Annotated in this window: 14 protein-coding genes; 10 read left to right on the forward strand and 4 right to left on the reverse strand. The window is 63.3% G+C overall.

The features are described from left to right. Positions 1 to 82: 82 nt before the first annotated feature. Both D3242_RS04120 and D3242_RS04125 read right to left on the reverse strand, forming a co-directional pair. Positions 83 to 1,081, reverse strand: a complete 999-nt coding sequence (locus D3242_RS04120) for an ABC transporter permease (protein ID WP_064983722.1) — start codon at positions 1,079 to 1,081, stop codon at positions 83 to 85. Positions 1,082 to 1,142: 61 nt separating this feature from the next. Beyond that, positions 1,143 to 1,886: an ATP-binding cassette domain-containing protein gene (locus tag D3242_RS04125; protein ID WP_027047043.1), complete on the reverse strand. Its 744-nt coding sequence runs from the start codon at positions 1,884 to 1,886 to the stop codon at positions 1,143 to 1,145. 440 nt (positions 1,887 to 2,326) lie between these two features. Here D3242_RS04125 and D3242_RS04130 point away from each other — a divergent pair, with 440 nt between their 5' ends. Continuing rightward, on the forward strand, positions 2,327 to 3,316 hold the full coding sequence (locus D3242_RS04130; RefSeq protein WP_019859217.1) for a sugar-binding protein: 990 nt from the start codon (positions 2,327 to 2,329) through the stop codon (positions 3,314 to 3,316). Between the two features lie 183 nt (positions 3,317 to 3,499). Next, positions 3,500 to 4,282: a FadR/GntR family transcriptional regulator gene (locus D3242_RS04135; protein WP_019859216.1), complete on the forward strand. Its 783-nt coding sequence runs from the start codon at positions 3,500 to 3,502 to the stop codon at positions 4,280 to 4,282. Positions 4,283 to 4,363: 81 nt separating this feature from the next. Here the strand turns inward: D3242_RS04135 and D3242_RS04140 are convergent, their stop codons facing one another. Next, the gene (locus D3242_RS04140; RefSeq protein ID WP_064983723.1) at positions 4,364 to 5,302 is read right to left on the reverse strand and encodes an NAD(P)-dependent oxidoreductase; all 939 of its coding nucleotides are present in this window, start codon (positions 5,300 to 5,302) and stop codon (positions 4,364 to 4,366) included. A 118-nt stretch (positions 5,303 to 5,420) separates the two neighbouring features. Here D3242_RS04140 and D3242_RS04145 point away from each other — a divergent pair, with 118 nt between their 5' ends. Together D3242_RS04145 and D3242_RS04150 are read left to right on the forward strand one after the other, a co-directional pair. Continuing rightward, on the forward strand, positions 5,421 to 6,317 hold the full coding sequence (locus tag D3242_RS04145; RefSeq protein ID WP_064984292.1) for an NAD-dependent epimerase/dehydratase family protein: 897 nt from the start codon (positions 5,421 to 5,423) through the stop codon (positions 6,315 to 6,317). A gap of 103 nt (positions 6,318 to 6,420) precedes the next feature. After that, on the forward strand, positions 6,421 to 7,197 hold the full coding sequence (locus tag D3242_RS04150) for a FadR/GntR family transcriptional regulator (RefSeq protein WP_027047041.1): 777 nt from the start codon (positions 6,421 to 6,423) through the stop codon (positions 7,195 to 7,197). 152 nt (positions 7,198 to 7,349) lie between these two features. Here D3242_RS04150 and D3242_RS04155 read toward each other — a convergent pair whose 3' ends face one another. Continuing rightward, positions 7,350 to 7,640 carry a DUF3175 domain-containing protein gene (locus tag D3242_RS04155; protein WP_064983725.1) on the reverse strand — a complete coding sequence of 97 codons (291 nt, stop codon included), beginning with the start codon at positions 7,638 to 7,640 and terminating at the stop codon, positions 7,350 to 7,352. A 177-nt stretch (positions 7,641 to 7,817) separates the two neighbouring features. On the opposite strand from D3242_RS04155, the gene D3242_RS04160 reads away from it, so the two are divergent. The 6 genes from D3242_RS04160 (at position 7,818) to D3242_RS04185 (ending at position 15,223) form a co-directional block, all read left to right on the forward strand. After that, the gene (locus D3242_RS04160; protein ID WP_027047040.1) at positions 7,818 to 9,047 is read left to right on the forward strand and encodes an MFS transporter; all 1,230 of its coding nucleotides are present in this window, start codon (positions 7,818 to 7,820) and stop codon (positions 9,045 to 9,047) included. A 128-nt stretch (positions 9,048 to 9,175) separates the two neighbouring features. Next, positions 9,176 to 10,204 carry an HTH-type transcriptional regulator GntR gene (gene gntR / locus D3242_RS04165; RefSeq protein WP_027047039.1) on the forward strand — a complete coding sequence of 343 codons (1,029 nt, stop codon included), beginning with the start codon at positions 9,176 to 9,178 and terminating at the stop codon, positions 10,202 to 10,204. Between the two features lie 308 nt (positions 10,205 to 10,512). After that, positions 10,513 to 11,640, forward strand: coding sequence for a sugar ABC transporter substrate-binding protein (locus D3242_RS04170; RefSeq protein WP_019859208.1), 1,128 nt, complete (start codon positions 10,513 to 10,515; stop codon positions 11,638 to 11,640). Between the two features lie 75 nt (positions 11,641 to 11,715). Continuing rightward, the gene (locus D3242_RS04175; RefSeq protein ID WP_064983727.1) at positions 11,716 to 13,263 is read left to right on the forward strand and encodes a sugar ABC transporter ATP-binding protein; all 1,548 of its coding nucleotides are present in this window, start codon (positions 11,716 to 11,718) and stop codon (positions 13,261 to 13,263) included. After that, on the forward strand, positions 13,260 to 14,240 hold the full coding sequence (locus D3242_RS04180) for an ABC transporter permease (RefSeq protein WP_064983728.1): 981 nt from the start codon (positions 13,260 to 13,262) through the stop codon (positions 14,238 to 14,240). The genes D3242_RS04175 and D3242_RS04180 overlap by 4 nt, the downstream gene beginning before the upstream one ends. Further along, positions 14,237 to 15,223, forward strand: a complete 987-nt coding sequence (locus D3242_RS04185) for an ABC transporter permease (protein ID WP_019859204.1) — start codon at positions 14,237 to 14,239, stop codon at positions 15,221 to 15,223. The genes D3242_RS04180 and D3242_RS04185 overlap by 4 nt, the downstream gene beginning before the upstream one ends. Positions 15,224 to 15,321 lie beyond the last annotated feature (98 nt).

Raw genomic sequence — 15,321 nt, forward strand, 5'->3', positions numbered from 1 at the left:
TTTCAGACTGAGCGATAGGAGGTGAAACGAATAACGCCCGGCACTTTCCTTCTCCCACCAGGGAGAAGGAAAGGCGCTTGAATCAGTCGCTGCGCCTGAAATTGCGGATGCGGTCGAACAGCACCGCCAGCAGGATGGCGCCGCCGATGAAGGTGCCTTGCCAGAAGGCATTGATGCCGAGCAGGCCAAGGCTGTTGCGGATGACCTCGATGAGGGCGGCGCCGACAATGGCGCCGAAGGCGGTGCCGACGCCGCCGGCCAGGTTGGCGCCGCCGATGACCGTGGCGGCGATCACCTGCAGCTCCATGCCGGTACCGAGATTGGTGGTGACGGCGCCGAGCCATCCGGTCTGGATGATGCCGGCAATGCCCGCCGACAGTGCCGAGATCATGTAGACGGCGACCTTGATCTGCTTCACCGGGACGCCGGTCAGCGTCGCCGCGTGCTCGTTGCCGCCAATGGCGAAGATGTGCCGGCCGAACTTGGTCCAGCGCAGGATGAAGCCGGTGATCAGCGCCAAAAGGATCATGTAGAGCACCGGATTTGCGATGCCGAACACCCAGGCGCCGCCGCCGAGCGCCAGCAGCTTGTCGTGGTCCGGCCCGAACTGGAAGACGACGGTGTTGTTGGAGGCGACCATGGCCAGGCTGCGGGCAATCGACAGCATGCCGAGCGTCACCACGAAAGGTGGAAAGCCGAGATAGGCGGTCAGGATGCCGTTGAAGGCACCGATGGCGAGCGCGGTGGCGATCGAGGCAAGGATGCCGATCTCGATCGAATAGCCGGCATGCATGGTGACGGCCAGCACCATCGACGACAGGCACAGAACCGAGCCGACCGAAAGGTCGATGCCGCCGGTGATGATGACGAAGGTCATGCCGAGCGCGACGATGGCGACGAAGGTGATGTTGCGGGTGATGTTGTAGAGGTTCTTCGACGTTGCGAAGGCGTCGGTGGCGAACGACAGGAAGATGCAGGCGAGGATGACGGCGATCACCACCCAGAAGGTCTGGGTGGAGAACAGCCGCGACAGGAAAGTGTGCTGCCTCTGCGCGATCGTCTGATCAAGGGTGACTGCCATTATCGACCTTTCCTGCCGGCGGCGATGCACGCCAGCCTGGTGAAATCCGGATTAGCCGCGCTCACGAGACCTGCTCGATGGCGCCAGTGATGAGCCCGGTGACCTCCTCGGGCGAGCTCGACGCGATTGCCTTGTCGGCGACCTTGCGTCCGCGCCGCATGACGATGACGCGGTCGGCGACGTCGAACACGTCGGGCATGCGGTGGCTGATCAGCACCACCGCTATGCCCTGGTCGCGCAGATGGCGGATCAGGTTGAGCACTTCGGCGACTTGCCTGACCGAGATCGCCGCCGTCGGTTCGTCCATCAGCACGATTTTGGCCTGCGACAGCATGGTGCGGGCGATCGCCACCGCCTGGCGCTGGCCGCCCGACATCTGCTTGACGAGATCGCGCGGGCGGGTCTCGGACTTCAGCTCGGCGAAGAGCTGGCCGGCGCGCTTGTACATCGCGGCATAGTCGAGGATGCGGAATGGACCGACGCCGCGCCGCAGCTCGCGGCCGAGATAAACATTGGCGGCGGCCGTCAGATTGTTGCAGAGTGCAAGATCCTGATGGACAATCTCGATGCCGTGCTGGCGGGCCTCCGCCGGCTTGTTCAGGATCAATTCCTTGTCGTCCATGCGCATGGTGCCATGGCTCGGATGGAAATTGCCGGCGATCATCTTGACCAGCGTCGATTTGCCGGCGCCATTGTCGCCCATCAGGCCGACGACCTGGCCGGGTTCGATCGACAGCGACACGTCGTTGACAGCCTGGATGGCGCCAAAATGCTTCGAGATGTTGGTGAGTTCGAGAACCGCCACCAGCCTGTTGCCTCCCATGTCTTGCTGCATGCCTTTTCCAGGTCGCAGCTCCGATATCGTGCTCCCCATTCCTCCCGGAAGCAACGATCTTCGGCATTTACGCGAATGCCTACTCGGGCGTCAATTGTCGAAATTGGCTATTTGTCAGACGAATAGTGACATGTGCTTCTGAAAAATCCGTTTTGTAGGACAAATAGCAATTGACGTTGGCGCCGCGCCGTTATTAGTTGATGGTCGGAGAAAGATTTCCGGTCCTGGGCCTTTGTCGCGGCGGGACCGGTGGGAGGTTATCGGCCGTTCCGGCACGTTGCCGGTCCGGTCGCATCTGAAAATGCTTATCGGCCTTGCCCGGCGGCACGAGCGTTGGCTCTGCCATCTCGCATCAGGTCGATTTGTATGGCGGGCACGCCGTGTCCGTTTGTTTCCAAGGGAGGACTGACATGAGGAAAACAGTATTGCTCGCCGCCGTCGCCGCCATGGCGCTGGGCGCCGGGCCGGCTTTGGCCAAGAAGCAGCTCGTCATCGTGGTGAAAGGTCTCGACAACCCGTTCTTCGAAGCCATCCATCAGGGCTGCGAGAAATGGAACAAGGAGAATGCCAGCTCGGAATATGAGTGCTTCTACACCGGTCCGGCGTCGACTTCCGACGAGGCCGGCGAGGCACAGATCGTCCAGGATATGCTGAGCAAGCCCGACACCGTTGCGATGGCGATTTCGCCGTCCAACGCGCCGCTGATCGCGCAGACGATCAAGAGCGCCAATCCGTCGATCCCGATCATGACCGTCGACGCCGACCTTGCCAAGGAAGACGCAGCCCTTCGCAAGACCTATCTCGGCACCGACAACTACCTGATGGGCAAGAAGATCGGCGAGTACATCAAGAAGGCCAAGCCGAAGGGCGGCACGATCTGCACGATCGAAGGCAATCCGGCTGCCGACAACATCCTGCGCCGCGCACAAGGTATGCGCGACGCTCTGACGGGCAAGGAGGGTCTCGCGACACTTGCCGGTGAAGGCGGATGGACGGAAGTCGCCGGTTGCCCGGTGTTCACCAATGACGACGGCGCCAAGGGCGTTCAGGCGATGACCGACATCCTCGCCGCCAACCCCAAGCTCGACGCCTTCGGCATCATGGGCGGCTGGCCGCTGTTCGGCGCGCCGCAGCCTTATCGTGACCTGGTTGGACCGCTGAAGGACCGGCTGGCCAAGAACGACTTCGTCATCGGCGCCGCCGACACGATCGGCGACGAAGTGGCGATCGCCAAGGATGGTTTGGTCACCGCGCTGGTCGGCCAGCGGCCTTTTGAAATGGGCTACAAGGCGCCGTCGGTGATGATCGACCTGATCGAGGGCAAGAAGGTCGACGATCCGGTCTTCACCGGCCTCGACGAATGCACCAAGGATACGGTCGACACCTGCATCCAGAAATAGGTCTTCCGATCCGGGGCGCTCGGCAACGGGCGCCCCGTCAATTCCTGAGCGAGACGCCGTGGCAAGGGGCAACAGGCTCCGGCCTTGACGCGTCCGTGGTTTGGATTTTTCGGTGACGGGATCGGCGCGCCAAAGGGTTCGGAGTATCTCCGGGCGACAGGCGGCCGACCTATTGGAACGTGGATGCCCCAGGACAAGGCAAAGAGACAAGCCAGCCGGGCCAAGGCGCAAGCCAGCCGCGATCCGGCGGTCGTGCGCAGGGCGGATGCGGCGCACTTTCCCGGGTCCAGTGTTCATGCCTCGCTCGCCAGCGAGATTGGGCTGCGGATCGTGCGCGGCGACTATCCGCCCGGCAGCATCCTGCCCAACGAGGCCAAATGGGCGGAGACGTTCAATGTCAGCCGCTCGGCGGTGCGCGAGGCGATCAAGATGCTGATGGCCAAGAGCCTTCTGGCATCACGTCCCAAGATCGGCAGCTGGGTCGAACCGAAGGAGCGCTGGAACCTGCTCGACCGCGACGTGCTTGCCTGGTACGCGACCGCACCCGACCGTGAAACCTTCCTGCGCACCGTGCAAGAGTTCCGCCATATCATCGAGCCGCAAGCATCCGCCTTCGCCGCCATGCGGCGCAGCGACGAGCAGATGGCCGAGATCAGCCTGGCCTGCCGCGAGATGGGGGAGGCTGCGAACCTGCCGGAACGCATCCGTGCCGACACGCGCTTCCACCTCGCCATCCTGCGGGCCTCGGGCAACGACCTGCTGGTGCCGCTCGGCGTGCTGATCGAGTCCGCACTAGACCATCTCTTCGTTTTCACGACACGCCAGGTCAGCGACCAGAACCGGGCGCAGAAACTGCACGAGGCGATCGAGAAGAACATCCGCCTGCAACGGCCGGCGGCGGCGCGCAATGCCGTGCACAAGCTGCTCGCCGACACCGATGAGGGGATCGGCAGCCGGCGGCGGTAGCCGTCCGGCCGTTAGAGCAATTCCCGGGAAAGCGCGTAGCGCTCTCCCTAGGGAGTTGCGTCAAAACAAAGAGTTAGAGCCTTAAATCGTCTGCTTCTTACCATCCTTGGTCGGCATCAGGTCGACGCCGTTGACCTTGCCGATATGCGTCGCCAGCATCGGCACGAACTGCTCGGCCGGGCCGGTGGCATGGGCGCCGGCGAAGGAGTTCTTGGTGGCGTTGCCGAGCGGGTTGGCGATGCCGGCGGCACCCGCCATCGATTCCAGATAGGTCAGGTCCTTGAAGGCGTTGGCGATGGTGAATTTGTGGGCGTCGCGGTCGCCTTCCAACGTCCAGCGCATGAAGGTCTGGTAGAAGCCGCAATCCATGCGCCCGTTGCGGATGACGCTGTCGAAACGCGGCGGTGAGATGCCGACCTTTTCGGCCAGGGCCAGCGCCTCGGAATAGATGGCGGCGTAGCCCAGCGAAATGAAATTGTTGAGCAGCTTCATGCGGTGGCCATCGCCGGTGTCGCCAATGTGGACGATGCGGCCGGCCCAGGTCTCGATCACCGGCTTGACCCTGACAAAGACGGCGTCGGGTGCGCCGACCATGGCGTCGAGCGTGCCTTCCCAGGCTTCCTTCGGCGTGCGGCTCAGCGGCGCGTCGACATAGTCGATATCAAGCGCCTTGAGTTCGGCCGCAAGCGCCACGGTCGAGACCGGGTCCGAGGTCGAACAATCGACGACGACCGAGCCTTTCTTCAAGCCTTCCTTGAGGCCGCCGGGGCCGCGGATAATGGCTTCCACTTCGCGCGAACCGGTGACGCAGATGAAGACGATATCGGACGCTGCGGCGACATCGCGCGAGGTCGACGCCTCCTTGGCGCCGCGGCCGAGGAGGTCCTCCGAGGGTTTGCGGTTCTTGCGGCCAAGGAATGTCAGGGGATAGCCCTTGTCGACGATATTCTTGGCAATGCCGTGCCCCATCAGTCCAAGGCCGATGAAGCCGATCTTTTCGCGCGCGGTGGTGGTGTTCATGTCGTCGTCCTATCCCGGATTATCGATAATTGCGCCGCTGTTTTAGCCATATGCGGTTGCAGAAAGCAATATTGTCTGACAATAGACGGTAATTCCAGAGCCTGTCATGGAGACCAGAATGACGAAGCGGATCATGTTCACCGGCGGCAGCGGCAAGGCTGGGCGCCATGTCGTGCAATATCTTGTCGAACAGGGCTGCCAGGTGCTCAACGTCGACACCAAGCCGCTCGACAATCCCAAGGTGCGCACGCTGATCACCGACATCACCGATAGCGGGCAGGTGTTCAACGCGCTGTCGAGTTATATGGGCCTGCACGAATTCGACCCCTCGCTGCGCCCGCAGCCGGTGGATGCGGTGGTGCATTTCGCTGCCATCCCGCGCATCATGATCACGCCGGACAATGAAGTGTTCCGCATCAATGCGATGGGCACCTACAATGTCATCGAGGCCGCGGTGAAGCTCGGCATCCGCAAGGTGATCGTCGCCTCCTCGGAGACGACCTACGGCCTGGTGTTCGCCAACGAGCCGCGCGACCCCAAATATTTCCCGCTCGACGAGGAGTATGACGTCGACCCGATGGACAGTTATGCGCTGTCCAAGATCGTCAACGAAAAGACCGCGCGTGCCTTCGCGCAGCGCAACGGCACCGACATCTATGCCTTGCGCATCGGCAATGTCATCGAGCCGCATGAATATTCGCTGTTCCCGAAATGGTTCGCCGATCCCGGTTTCCGCAAGCGCATCGCCTGGAGCTATGTCGACGCGCGCGATCTCGGCCAGATCACGCTGCGCGCCATCGAAAAGGACGGGCTCGGCTACCAGGTGTTCAACGCCGCCAATGACGACACCTCGTCCGACCTGCCGACGGCCGAACTCCTGAAGCGATTCTATCCCAACGTGCCGGTCAAGGCCGAACTCGGTGAGTACGAGACGCTGCTGTCGAACCGCAAGGCGCGCGATATGCTGGGCTTCCGTCCGGAGCATAGCTGGCGCAAATACGTCAAAACCGCCTGAGCAAGCAGGCAAAACGGGGTTGGGCTGTGCATAGCGGCGCGCTTTGCGGCCCAACCGCCGGGTGGTGCTTGACAGCTTCCGCAAACCGGCCTTTCTGAAGTCCATGCGGGACGCAAAGCCGAACAAGGAAAAATCGCCGAAAAAGCCGGCATCCGCCGAACGCCCCTCCGGTGTTCGCCGGCCCGACGCGGCACGCATTCCCGGCGCCAGCGTGCACACGTCGCTGGCCAGCGAAATTGGCCTGCGAATCGTGCGCGGCGATTATCCGCCCGGCACCATCCTGCCTAATGAGGCGAAATGGTCGGAAACCTTCAGCGTCAGCCGCTCGGCGGTGCGCGAGGCGATCAAGATGCTGATGGCCAAGAGCTTGCTTGCTTCACGCCCCAAGATCGGCAGCTGGGTCGAGCCCAGGGAACGCTGGAACCTGCTCGACCGTGACGTGCTCGCCTGGTACGCGACCTCGCCCGACCGCGAGGTGTTTCTGAAGACGGTGCAGGAATTCCGCCACATCATCGAGCCGGAAGCCACCGCCTTCGCCGCCATGCGGCGGACCGACGAGCAGATGGCCGAGATCAGCCAGGCCTGCCGCGAGATGGGGGAGGCGGCCAGCCTGCAGGAACGCACGCGCGCCGACACACGCTTCCACCTGGCCATCCTGCGCGCATCCGGCAATGATCTTCTGGTGCCGCTCGGAGTACTGATCGAATCCGCGTTCGACCATCTCTTCACCTTTACGACACGGGCGGTCGACGATCTCAATCACGTGCAGAAGCTGCATGAGGCGATCGAGAAGAACATCCGGCTGCAACGCCCGGACGCAGCGCGCGCCGCGGTGCGCAAGTTGCTCGCCAACACCGATCACGTGATCAAGTCGCGCTAGGGTGTGTTGATATTCAGGTGATGCCGGCCTGCGAACGGCAGTTTTCTGCGCTTCCGGTGCTCACGTACCCAAACGTACGCTGCGCGCCGGTTCTCGAAAACCACCATTCTCGGCTCGGCCTGACCTGAATCTCAATACACCCGAGGCTGGAGCTAACCTTCCTTCTCGCGGCCGAACGCTACGCGCAATTCGTCCTTGGCGTGCTCGAGCACTCGCCTGCGCGTGGCGGGCAGGTTCTTGCCGGCGCGGTTGATATAGAAATTCAGCATCGACATGGCGGATTGAAAAGGTTCGGCCTTGCGGCGGTGGCTGTGTTCGGCCGACCGTTTGAGCGAGGCGGCGATCTTCCTGGCATCGTCGGACTCGAAGATGTGATCCTCGAGATCCATGGCGTCGCTCTGCTCGGTCACCTCGGCCGACCATTTCTGCCTGGCAGCGGTCATGGCTGGGACTCCTTTGCGGTTTGATGGTCGGAAAACTCCAGACATTGGCGTCGGTTCCCGCCTTCTGTCCGCTCTGGAGCCACGGATTTGCCTGCTGTGGCGCTGCTGCACGCAGAGAATGCGCCGATAGTGGTGCAAACGGCGGCCGGTTTTCGAGACCGCCGACAGGAAACGCCTTTGACCCGAACCGACTTGAACCGGCCCAGTCCCGGCATAGACAGTTCCTACGCTTGGGTGCGCCTGGCCATATCGATGGTGCTGGCGACGATCGGTGGGGTCGGCATGTGGGCTGTCGTCGTGGTGCTGCCCGCGGTGCAGGCGGAGTTCGGCGTCGACCGCGCCGCGGCATCCATGCCCTACACCGCGACCATGGTGGGCTTCGCCGCCGGCAATGTGTTGGTCGGCCGCGCCATCGATCGCATGGGGTATTGGATCCCGGCGCTGATTTCCTCCGTGGCACTCTCGGCCGGCCTGCTGCTTGCCGCACTTTCGACCTCGATCCTGCAATTCACCCTTGCGCAAGGGTTGCTTATCGGTGTCGGCACGTCGGTGATCTTCGGGCCGCTCATCGCCGACATCTCGCACTGGTTCAACCGCCGGCGTGGCGTCGCCGTCACGGCGGCGGCGGCCGGTAATTACCTCGCCGGAACGCTCTGGCCGACCATCATGCCGACGCTGATCAAGGCGGAAGGCTGGCGCTTCACCTATGCCGCGATCGGCATCTTCTGCCTGGTCACCATGGTGCCGTTGGTGCTGATGCTGCGGCGCGGCGCTCCTGAGGCTACCGCCGCCGGCTCACCGGGAAGCCGGTCTGTGCAGCCGATTCCCATGTCGCCGGCGGCGCTGCAGGCGCTGCTGGTTGTCGCCGGCCTTGGCTGCTGCGTGGCGATGTCGATGCCGCAGGTGCATATCGTCGCCTATTGCATGGATCTTGGCTACGGCATTGCGCATGGCGCCGACATGCTGTCGATCATGATGGCGGCGGGCGTCGTCAGCCGGCTCGCTTCGGGCTTCATCGCCGATCGCATCGGCGGTGCGAAGACCCTGGTCATCGGCTCGGTGCTGCAATGCCTGTCGCTGCTGTTTTACATTCCGTTCGACGGGCTCGCCTCGCTCTACGTCGTGTCGTTGGTGTTCGGCCTGTCGCAAGGCGGCATCGTGCCCTGCTATGCGATCATCGTGCGCGAATACCTGCCGGCCAAGGAGGCCGGCCAGCGTATCGGCATCGTCATGATGGCGACGATCTTCGGCATGGCGATCGGCGGTTGGATGTCGGGCTGGATCTACGACCTGACCGGATCCTACGCCGTAGCCTTCCTCAATGGCATCGCCTGGAATTTGCTGAACATAGTGGCGATCGGGCTGTTCATGTGGAAGGCAAGGCAAAGGGCCGTCATGGCAGCCTGAGGCGCGCCTCGGCTTGACAATAGGCAGGCACTGCGCGACCCCAGAGATCAAGGGTTGCGGCGATAGGCCGGTGAGATGGCGACAGCTGAGATGATCGTACTGCGGATGTGTGCAAGCGGACCTCGGCCTTGATCAAGCCGCGCTCGCGCCGCGGCGGCGGCCGCCCGACCATAGCGGATGTCGCGCGCAAGGCCGGCGTCGGCGCCATCACCGTGTCGCGGGCGCTGCGCGAGCCGGAGCGCGTCTCGGAAGAATTGCGCCGTCAGATCCAGGCCGCCGTCGACGAGCTCGGCTATGTGCCGGACCCCAATGCGCGCGCGCTGGCCTCGGCGCGCGCCGAGGTGTTCGGCGTGCTGGTGCCATCGCTCACCAACAACGTCTTCGCCGAGGTGGTGCGCGGCATCTATGACAGCCTGTCGGACAGCCCTTTCCGCATCCAGCTTGGCAACACGCACTATTCCGGGCTCGAGGAGGAGCGGCTCTTGCAGCTGTTCGGCTCGCAGCGGCCGGCAGCGCTGATCGTCGCCGGCATCGACCAGACGCCTACCTCGCGAAAACTGCTCGAAAATGCCGGCTGCCCCGTGGTGCAGGTGATGGAGACCGGGCCCGATCCCGTCGACATGATGGTCGGCTTCTCGCATTTCGACGGCGGCAGGACGGCGACCGAGCACCTGATCGAGGCAGGGTATCGCCGCATCGGCTTCATCGGCGCGCGCATGGACCCGCGCTCGCAGCGGCGCCTCGCCGGCTATCGCGCGGCGATGGAGAAGGCCGGGCTGTTTGATCCGCGCCTGGTCACCACCACGCCCGTGCTGTCTAGCGTGCCGCTCGGCCGCGAATTATTCCGCGACGCCCTGGCCAAGATGCCGACGCTCGACGGCGTGTTCTGCAACAATGACGACATCGCGCTCGGTGTGCTGTTCGAATGCCACCGCGCCGCGATCGATGTGCCCAAGACCATCGGCATCGTCGGTTTCAACGATCTCGACATGATGCAGGTGGCGTTTCCCTCGATCACCAGCATCCGCACCTACCGCTACGAAATCGGCAGGCGTGCCGTGGCCATGGCACTGGCGGCGATCGCCGGTGACCGGCCGCAGGAGCGGGTCGTCGATCTCGGCTTCGAGCTCAAGCGCCGCGAGAGTACAGCCCGCTGAACCCGCTTTCTAGAAGACGCTCAAATGGTGCTTTACACAACGTTATGGTAGCGCTACCATTTTTCTGAACGAGCCTTGCCTCTGAAGTGCTGGGTTTGTTTATTATACATAAGCAACAGCTCATGCTTGTTTATTATGTATAATATGATAGTTTTTCTTCGATCGACGGGGACGGCAAAGGGGAGGTGGCGCGAAGGTCGTTGGCACCTGGCAGGCGTGACTGGGCAAGGCGGGAGGGCCTGCAGGAAACGCGGGAATTGCATAAAACTGAAGCAAACAAATCAGAACTGCAATCGGGAGGATTATCGATGATCAAGTCACTTGTCGGTGGCATCGTTGCCGCCAGTGCATTCGTTATGTTGAGCTCGTCGGCGATTGCCGCGGGTCCCGAAATCGTCAAAGGTCCGGCTGCCGAGCCTGACTGTTTCGCGCCCTGGGCCGCCGACACGCAATTCTTCAAGTTCCCCAAGAAGGCCGGGCCGTACCGCATCGCGCTCGCCAACGGCTATATCGCCAACACGTGGCGCATCCAGATGGTGCAGACCGCGAAGGCCTATGCGGCACAGAAGGACGTCGCCGCGAAGCTGAAGGAATTCAAGGTCGTCTCGACCGGCGAAGATGTGCCGGCGCAGATTTCGGCGATCAACAACTTCATCGATTCCGGTTATGACGCGATCGTCGTCAACGCGCAGAACCCGACCGCATTCGGGCCAGTGATCAAGCGCGCCAAGGAAGCCGGCGTCGTGCTGGTTGCCTTCGACAACATTCTCGACACCAAGGACGCCATCAACGTCAATGTCGACCAGAAGGGTCTTGGAGAGTTGTGGGGCAAATGGCTGGTCTCCCATGTGCCTAATGGCGGCAAGGTGCTCGAGGTGCGCGGCGTTGCCGGCACGTCGGTGGACACTGACCGCCACAATGGCATCCACGAGGTTCTCGATGCCTCCGGAAAGAAATGGGCCGTCACCGAGGTCGTCGGCAAGTGGGATGACGGCGTTGCGCAAAAGGCTTCGGCCGACGCGATCGCCACCAACGGCCCCTTCGACGGCGTCACCGGACAGGGCGGCGACACCGGTATCGTGCAGGCGATGATCGATGCCAAGCATCCCTTCGTGCCGTTCGGCGGCGAGACCGAGAACGGCTTCCGCAAATTCTGCGCGGCCCACGCGGCCGACGGGTTGAAGTGCTCGTCAGCCGGTACCGGTCCGGCGCAGGTGGCGGTTGCCATCAAGACGGCGATCGCAGCGCTTGAAGGCAATGTCGTCCCGCAATCGGTCAAGCTGCCGCTTGCCATCGTCGAGGATCCAAACTTCAAGGCTGGTCAGGATTTCTTCCCCGACCAGTCCGACAATTTCTTCGTCGGCAATTCCTTCCCGACCTGCGGCATCAATTTCACCGCACAGGAAATCATGGGGCAGACCAAGGCGGACCAGTAGGCTGCACTCCCGGCGCCGTGGGATCTCCCGCGGCGCCGGTCAATTGATACGCTCAAAGCGCCCCGGGGAGGGCCGATGGACAGTGCGGTTCCGCTCTTCCAGATGGAAGGCATATCCAAGCGCTATGGTGGCGTGCGAGCTCTGGAAAAGGCGGAGCTTGTCGTCACATCCGGCAGCATCCACGCCATCCTTGGCGAAAACGGCGCCGGCAAGTCGACGTTGATCAAGGTCATGGCTGGTGTCGTGGCGCCCGATGAGGGCCGCATGACGCTGGATGGCCGTGAGGTGACCTTCCTGTCGCCAGCCGCCGCCAACCAGGCAGGCATCGTCTGCATCTTCCAGGAGTTGTCGCTGGTTCCAGATCTCAGCGTCGCCGACAACATCGTCATTTCCGATCCGCCCAAACGCTTCGGCATGATCGACCGCAAGGCGCAACGTCGCGTCGCAGAGGAAGCCCTTGCGCGCGCTGGCGCGGCCGACATCCATCCGCTGGCGCTGGTCAAGGACCTTCCCCTTTCAAGAAGGCAGATGGTCGAGATCGCCAAGGCGCTGGCCAGAAAGCCACGCATTCTCATCCTCGACGAGGCGACATCGGCGCTCACGGCGGCGGATGTCTCGAAGATTTTTGGCGTCCTGAAACGGCTGCGCTCGGAAGGGCTGGCGTTGCTCTATATCTCGCACCGCTTGAACGAGATCGCCGAACTTGCCGATCAGTGCACGGTGTTCCGCAATGGCCGCAATGTCGCCAGCTACAAGGCCGGCTCGAAGAGCGACAATGAGGTGGTCGAATTGATGATCGGCCGCGAATACAGTCACATCTTCCCGCCCAAACCGGCGACCGTGCCAGCTACAGCCGCACCCAGGCTTGAAGCCCGCAAGCTTTCCTGGGCCGACCGGCTGCACGACATCTCGCTGACCGTCAGGGCAGGCGAGGTGGTCGGCCTCGGCGGTCTCGACGGCCAGGGCCAGCGCGAATTGCTGCTTGCCTTCTTCGGCGTGCTGCGCGGCCTTTCCGGCGAGGTGCTGATCGACGGCAAGCCGGTGGCGATCAGCAGTCCCGCGGCGGCCCGCGAGGACGGCATCGGCATGGCGCTGATCCCCGAGGACCGCAAGACCGAAGGCTTGATGCTGCCGATGACGGTGCGCGAGAATCTGTCCTTCGCCGCGCTCGATCGCTTGTCCAAGGGCGGCATCATCGACCGCGCCGCCGAGCAGCGGCTGATCGACGATATGGTCGGCCTGCTCGCGATCAAGACGGCGGGCCTCGATATTCCGGTCGGCGCGCTGTCGGGCGGCAACCAGCAGAAGGTGGTCATCGCCAAATGGCTGATGCGCCAGCCGCGCATCATCCTGCTCAACGACCCGACGCGGGGCATCGATGTCGGCACCAAGCAGGAGCTCTATCAGCTGATGCGCAAGCTGGCGGACGCCGGGGCCGCGATCCTGTTCTATTCGACCGACTATGACGAGCTGATCGGCTGCTGCGACCGCGTGCTGGTGCTCTACGACGGCGCGGTCAAGCGCGAACTGGTCGGCGCCGAGATCACCGAGCGAGCGCTGATAGCGAGCGCGCTCAACATCCATGGCGAGGAGAGCCCGGTGGGCCTGGGAGCAAGTGCGTGAAAGATTGGCGCTACTGGCTGGCAGAGCAGCGCGGAATGCTGCTGGCGCTCGGCATCTTCATCGTCATGTTCATCATCTACACCTCGAACCATCCGGCCGGCTTCACTGCCAATGTGGTGCAGACGGCGGCGAACAAGGGTGTGCTGCTCGCCTTCGTCGCCATGGCGCAGACGCTGGTGGTGATCACCGCCGGCATCGACCTGTCCGTCGGCATGATTTTTCTGCTTACCAACTGCCTGGCCTCCTGGCTGGTGGTGGGCACGCCCATGCAGACGACGCTCGGCGTCATCGCCGTGCTGGCGGTCGGTCTTCTGTGCGGCGCCATCAACGGCGCCATCGTCATCTACGGCCGGCTGCAGCCGATCGTCGCCACCATCGCCACCGGCGCCGTCTTTTACGGCATCGGCCTTCTGCTGCGGCCCTTTCCAGGCGGCTCGGTCAATGAGGACCTGGCCGACGCGATGACCGGACGCGTCTTCGATGTGGTGCCGGCGAGCCTCGTCGTGCTGTTCGCCATCGTGTTGTTGATCTGGGTGCCGTTCAGCCGCTCGGTGCTTGGCCGTGCTGCCTATGCGGCGGGATCGTCGGAGACGGCGGCCTATATGTCGGGCGTTCCGATCAGGCGCGGCAAGTTCGCCGCCTACACGCTGGCCGGGCTGCTGGCCGCGATCGGCGGGCTGTTCCTGACCTTCTTCACCTATACGGGCGACGCTGCCTATGCCAGCGGCAACGCCTACACGCTGTTCTCGATCGCCGCCGTGGTGCTGGGCGGTGTCTCGCTGTTCGGCGGCAAGGGCAGCGCCATCGGCGCCATCTTCGGCGCGCTGGCCTTCCGCACCATCGGCGATCTGTTGTTCGTGTTCGATTTCGATCCGCTCTGGCAGCCGCTGTTCCAGGGGGTTATCCTGCTGATCGCGGTCAGCCTCGGCGCCTTCGCCCTGTTTCGGGTCCGCAACCGGCTGGAGTGGTTCCTGTGAGCGAAACGACATTGGGCGGCATTGCCGGCCGCATGCCGAAATTCATCCGCCGCGCCGATCCGGCTGTGCTGACGGCATTCGCCTGCATCGTGCTGTTGCTGTTCCTCGGCAGCCTCTATTCCAGAAGCTTCCTGTCACCTGAATATCTGCTGCAGCAGTTGAAGGTGGCCTCGTTCCTCGGCGTCATCGCCACCGGCATGATGCTGGTCATCCTGCTCGGCCAGATCGACCTGTCGGTGCCGTGGTCGGTGGCCGCGGGCGCCATGATGGCCTGCGCGGCGGCCGCCTACGGCCCGGTCGGCGTGGTGCTGGCCATTCCGTTCGGCATCTTCTGCGGCGTGCTGATCGGCGTCGTCAACGGCATCGGCGTCGCCTATCTGCGCATTCCCTCGATGATCATCACACTCGCCACCAATGCCGTCGCGCAAGGGCTGATGGTGGTCTATACCGGCGGCTTCTCGCCTCAGGATTCGGCCACGGGCGCGATGCGCTACCTCGCCACCGGCTTTGCCGTTCCAGGCGTGCCCAACGCAGTCATCATCTGGGCGCTGATCGGGGCGGCGATGGTCTTCGTTCTGACCCGCACCGGCTTTGGCCGCACCGTCTACGGCATCGGCAACCGCGAGCGCGCCGCCTATCTCTCCGGCATCGACACGAGGCGCGTGGTGATGATCGCCTTCGCCGTCTCCGGCGGGCTCTCGGCCTTCGGCGGCGTACTTCTGGCCGGCTATGCCTCGAAGGCGGCGCAGTCGATGGGCGATGCATATTTGCTGCCGTCGATCGCCGCGGTGGTGCTCGGCGGCACCTCGATCCTCGGTGGGCGCGGGTCCTATCTCGGCACCGTCGCCGGCGTCATCCTGATCACGCTTCTGCAGTCCATCCTGTCGGTCATGCAGATGCCGGAGGCGGGGCGGCAGATCATCTATGGCGTCGTCATTGTCGCCATGCTGCTGCTCTACGGCCGCGCGCCGGCAAGCCGCTAGAGCCGGAGGATTTCAGGCCGGATCGAGCTGAAATCTGAATCCGCCTCTAAATCAAGGAGATAGAGCATGATGTCGTCCGAAAACCGCTTCACACTTTT

This window comes from Mesorhizobium jarvisii (assembly GCF_003601985.1).
Classification (GTDB): Bacteria; Pseudomonadota; Alphaproteobacteria; order Rhizobiales; family Rhizobiaceae; genus Mesorhizobium; species Mesorhizobium jarvisii.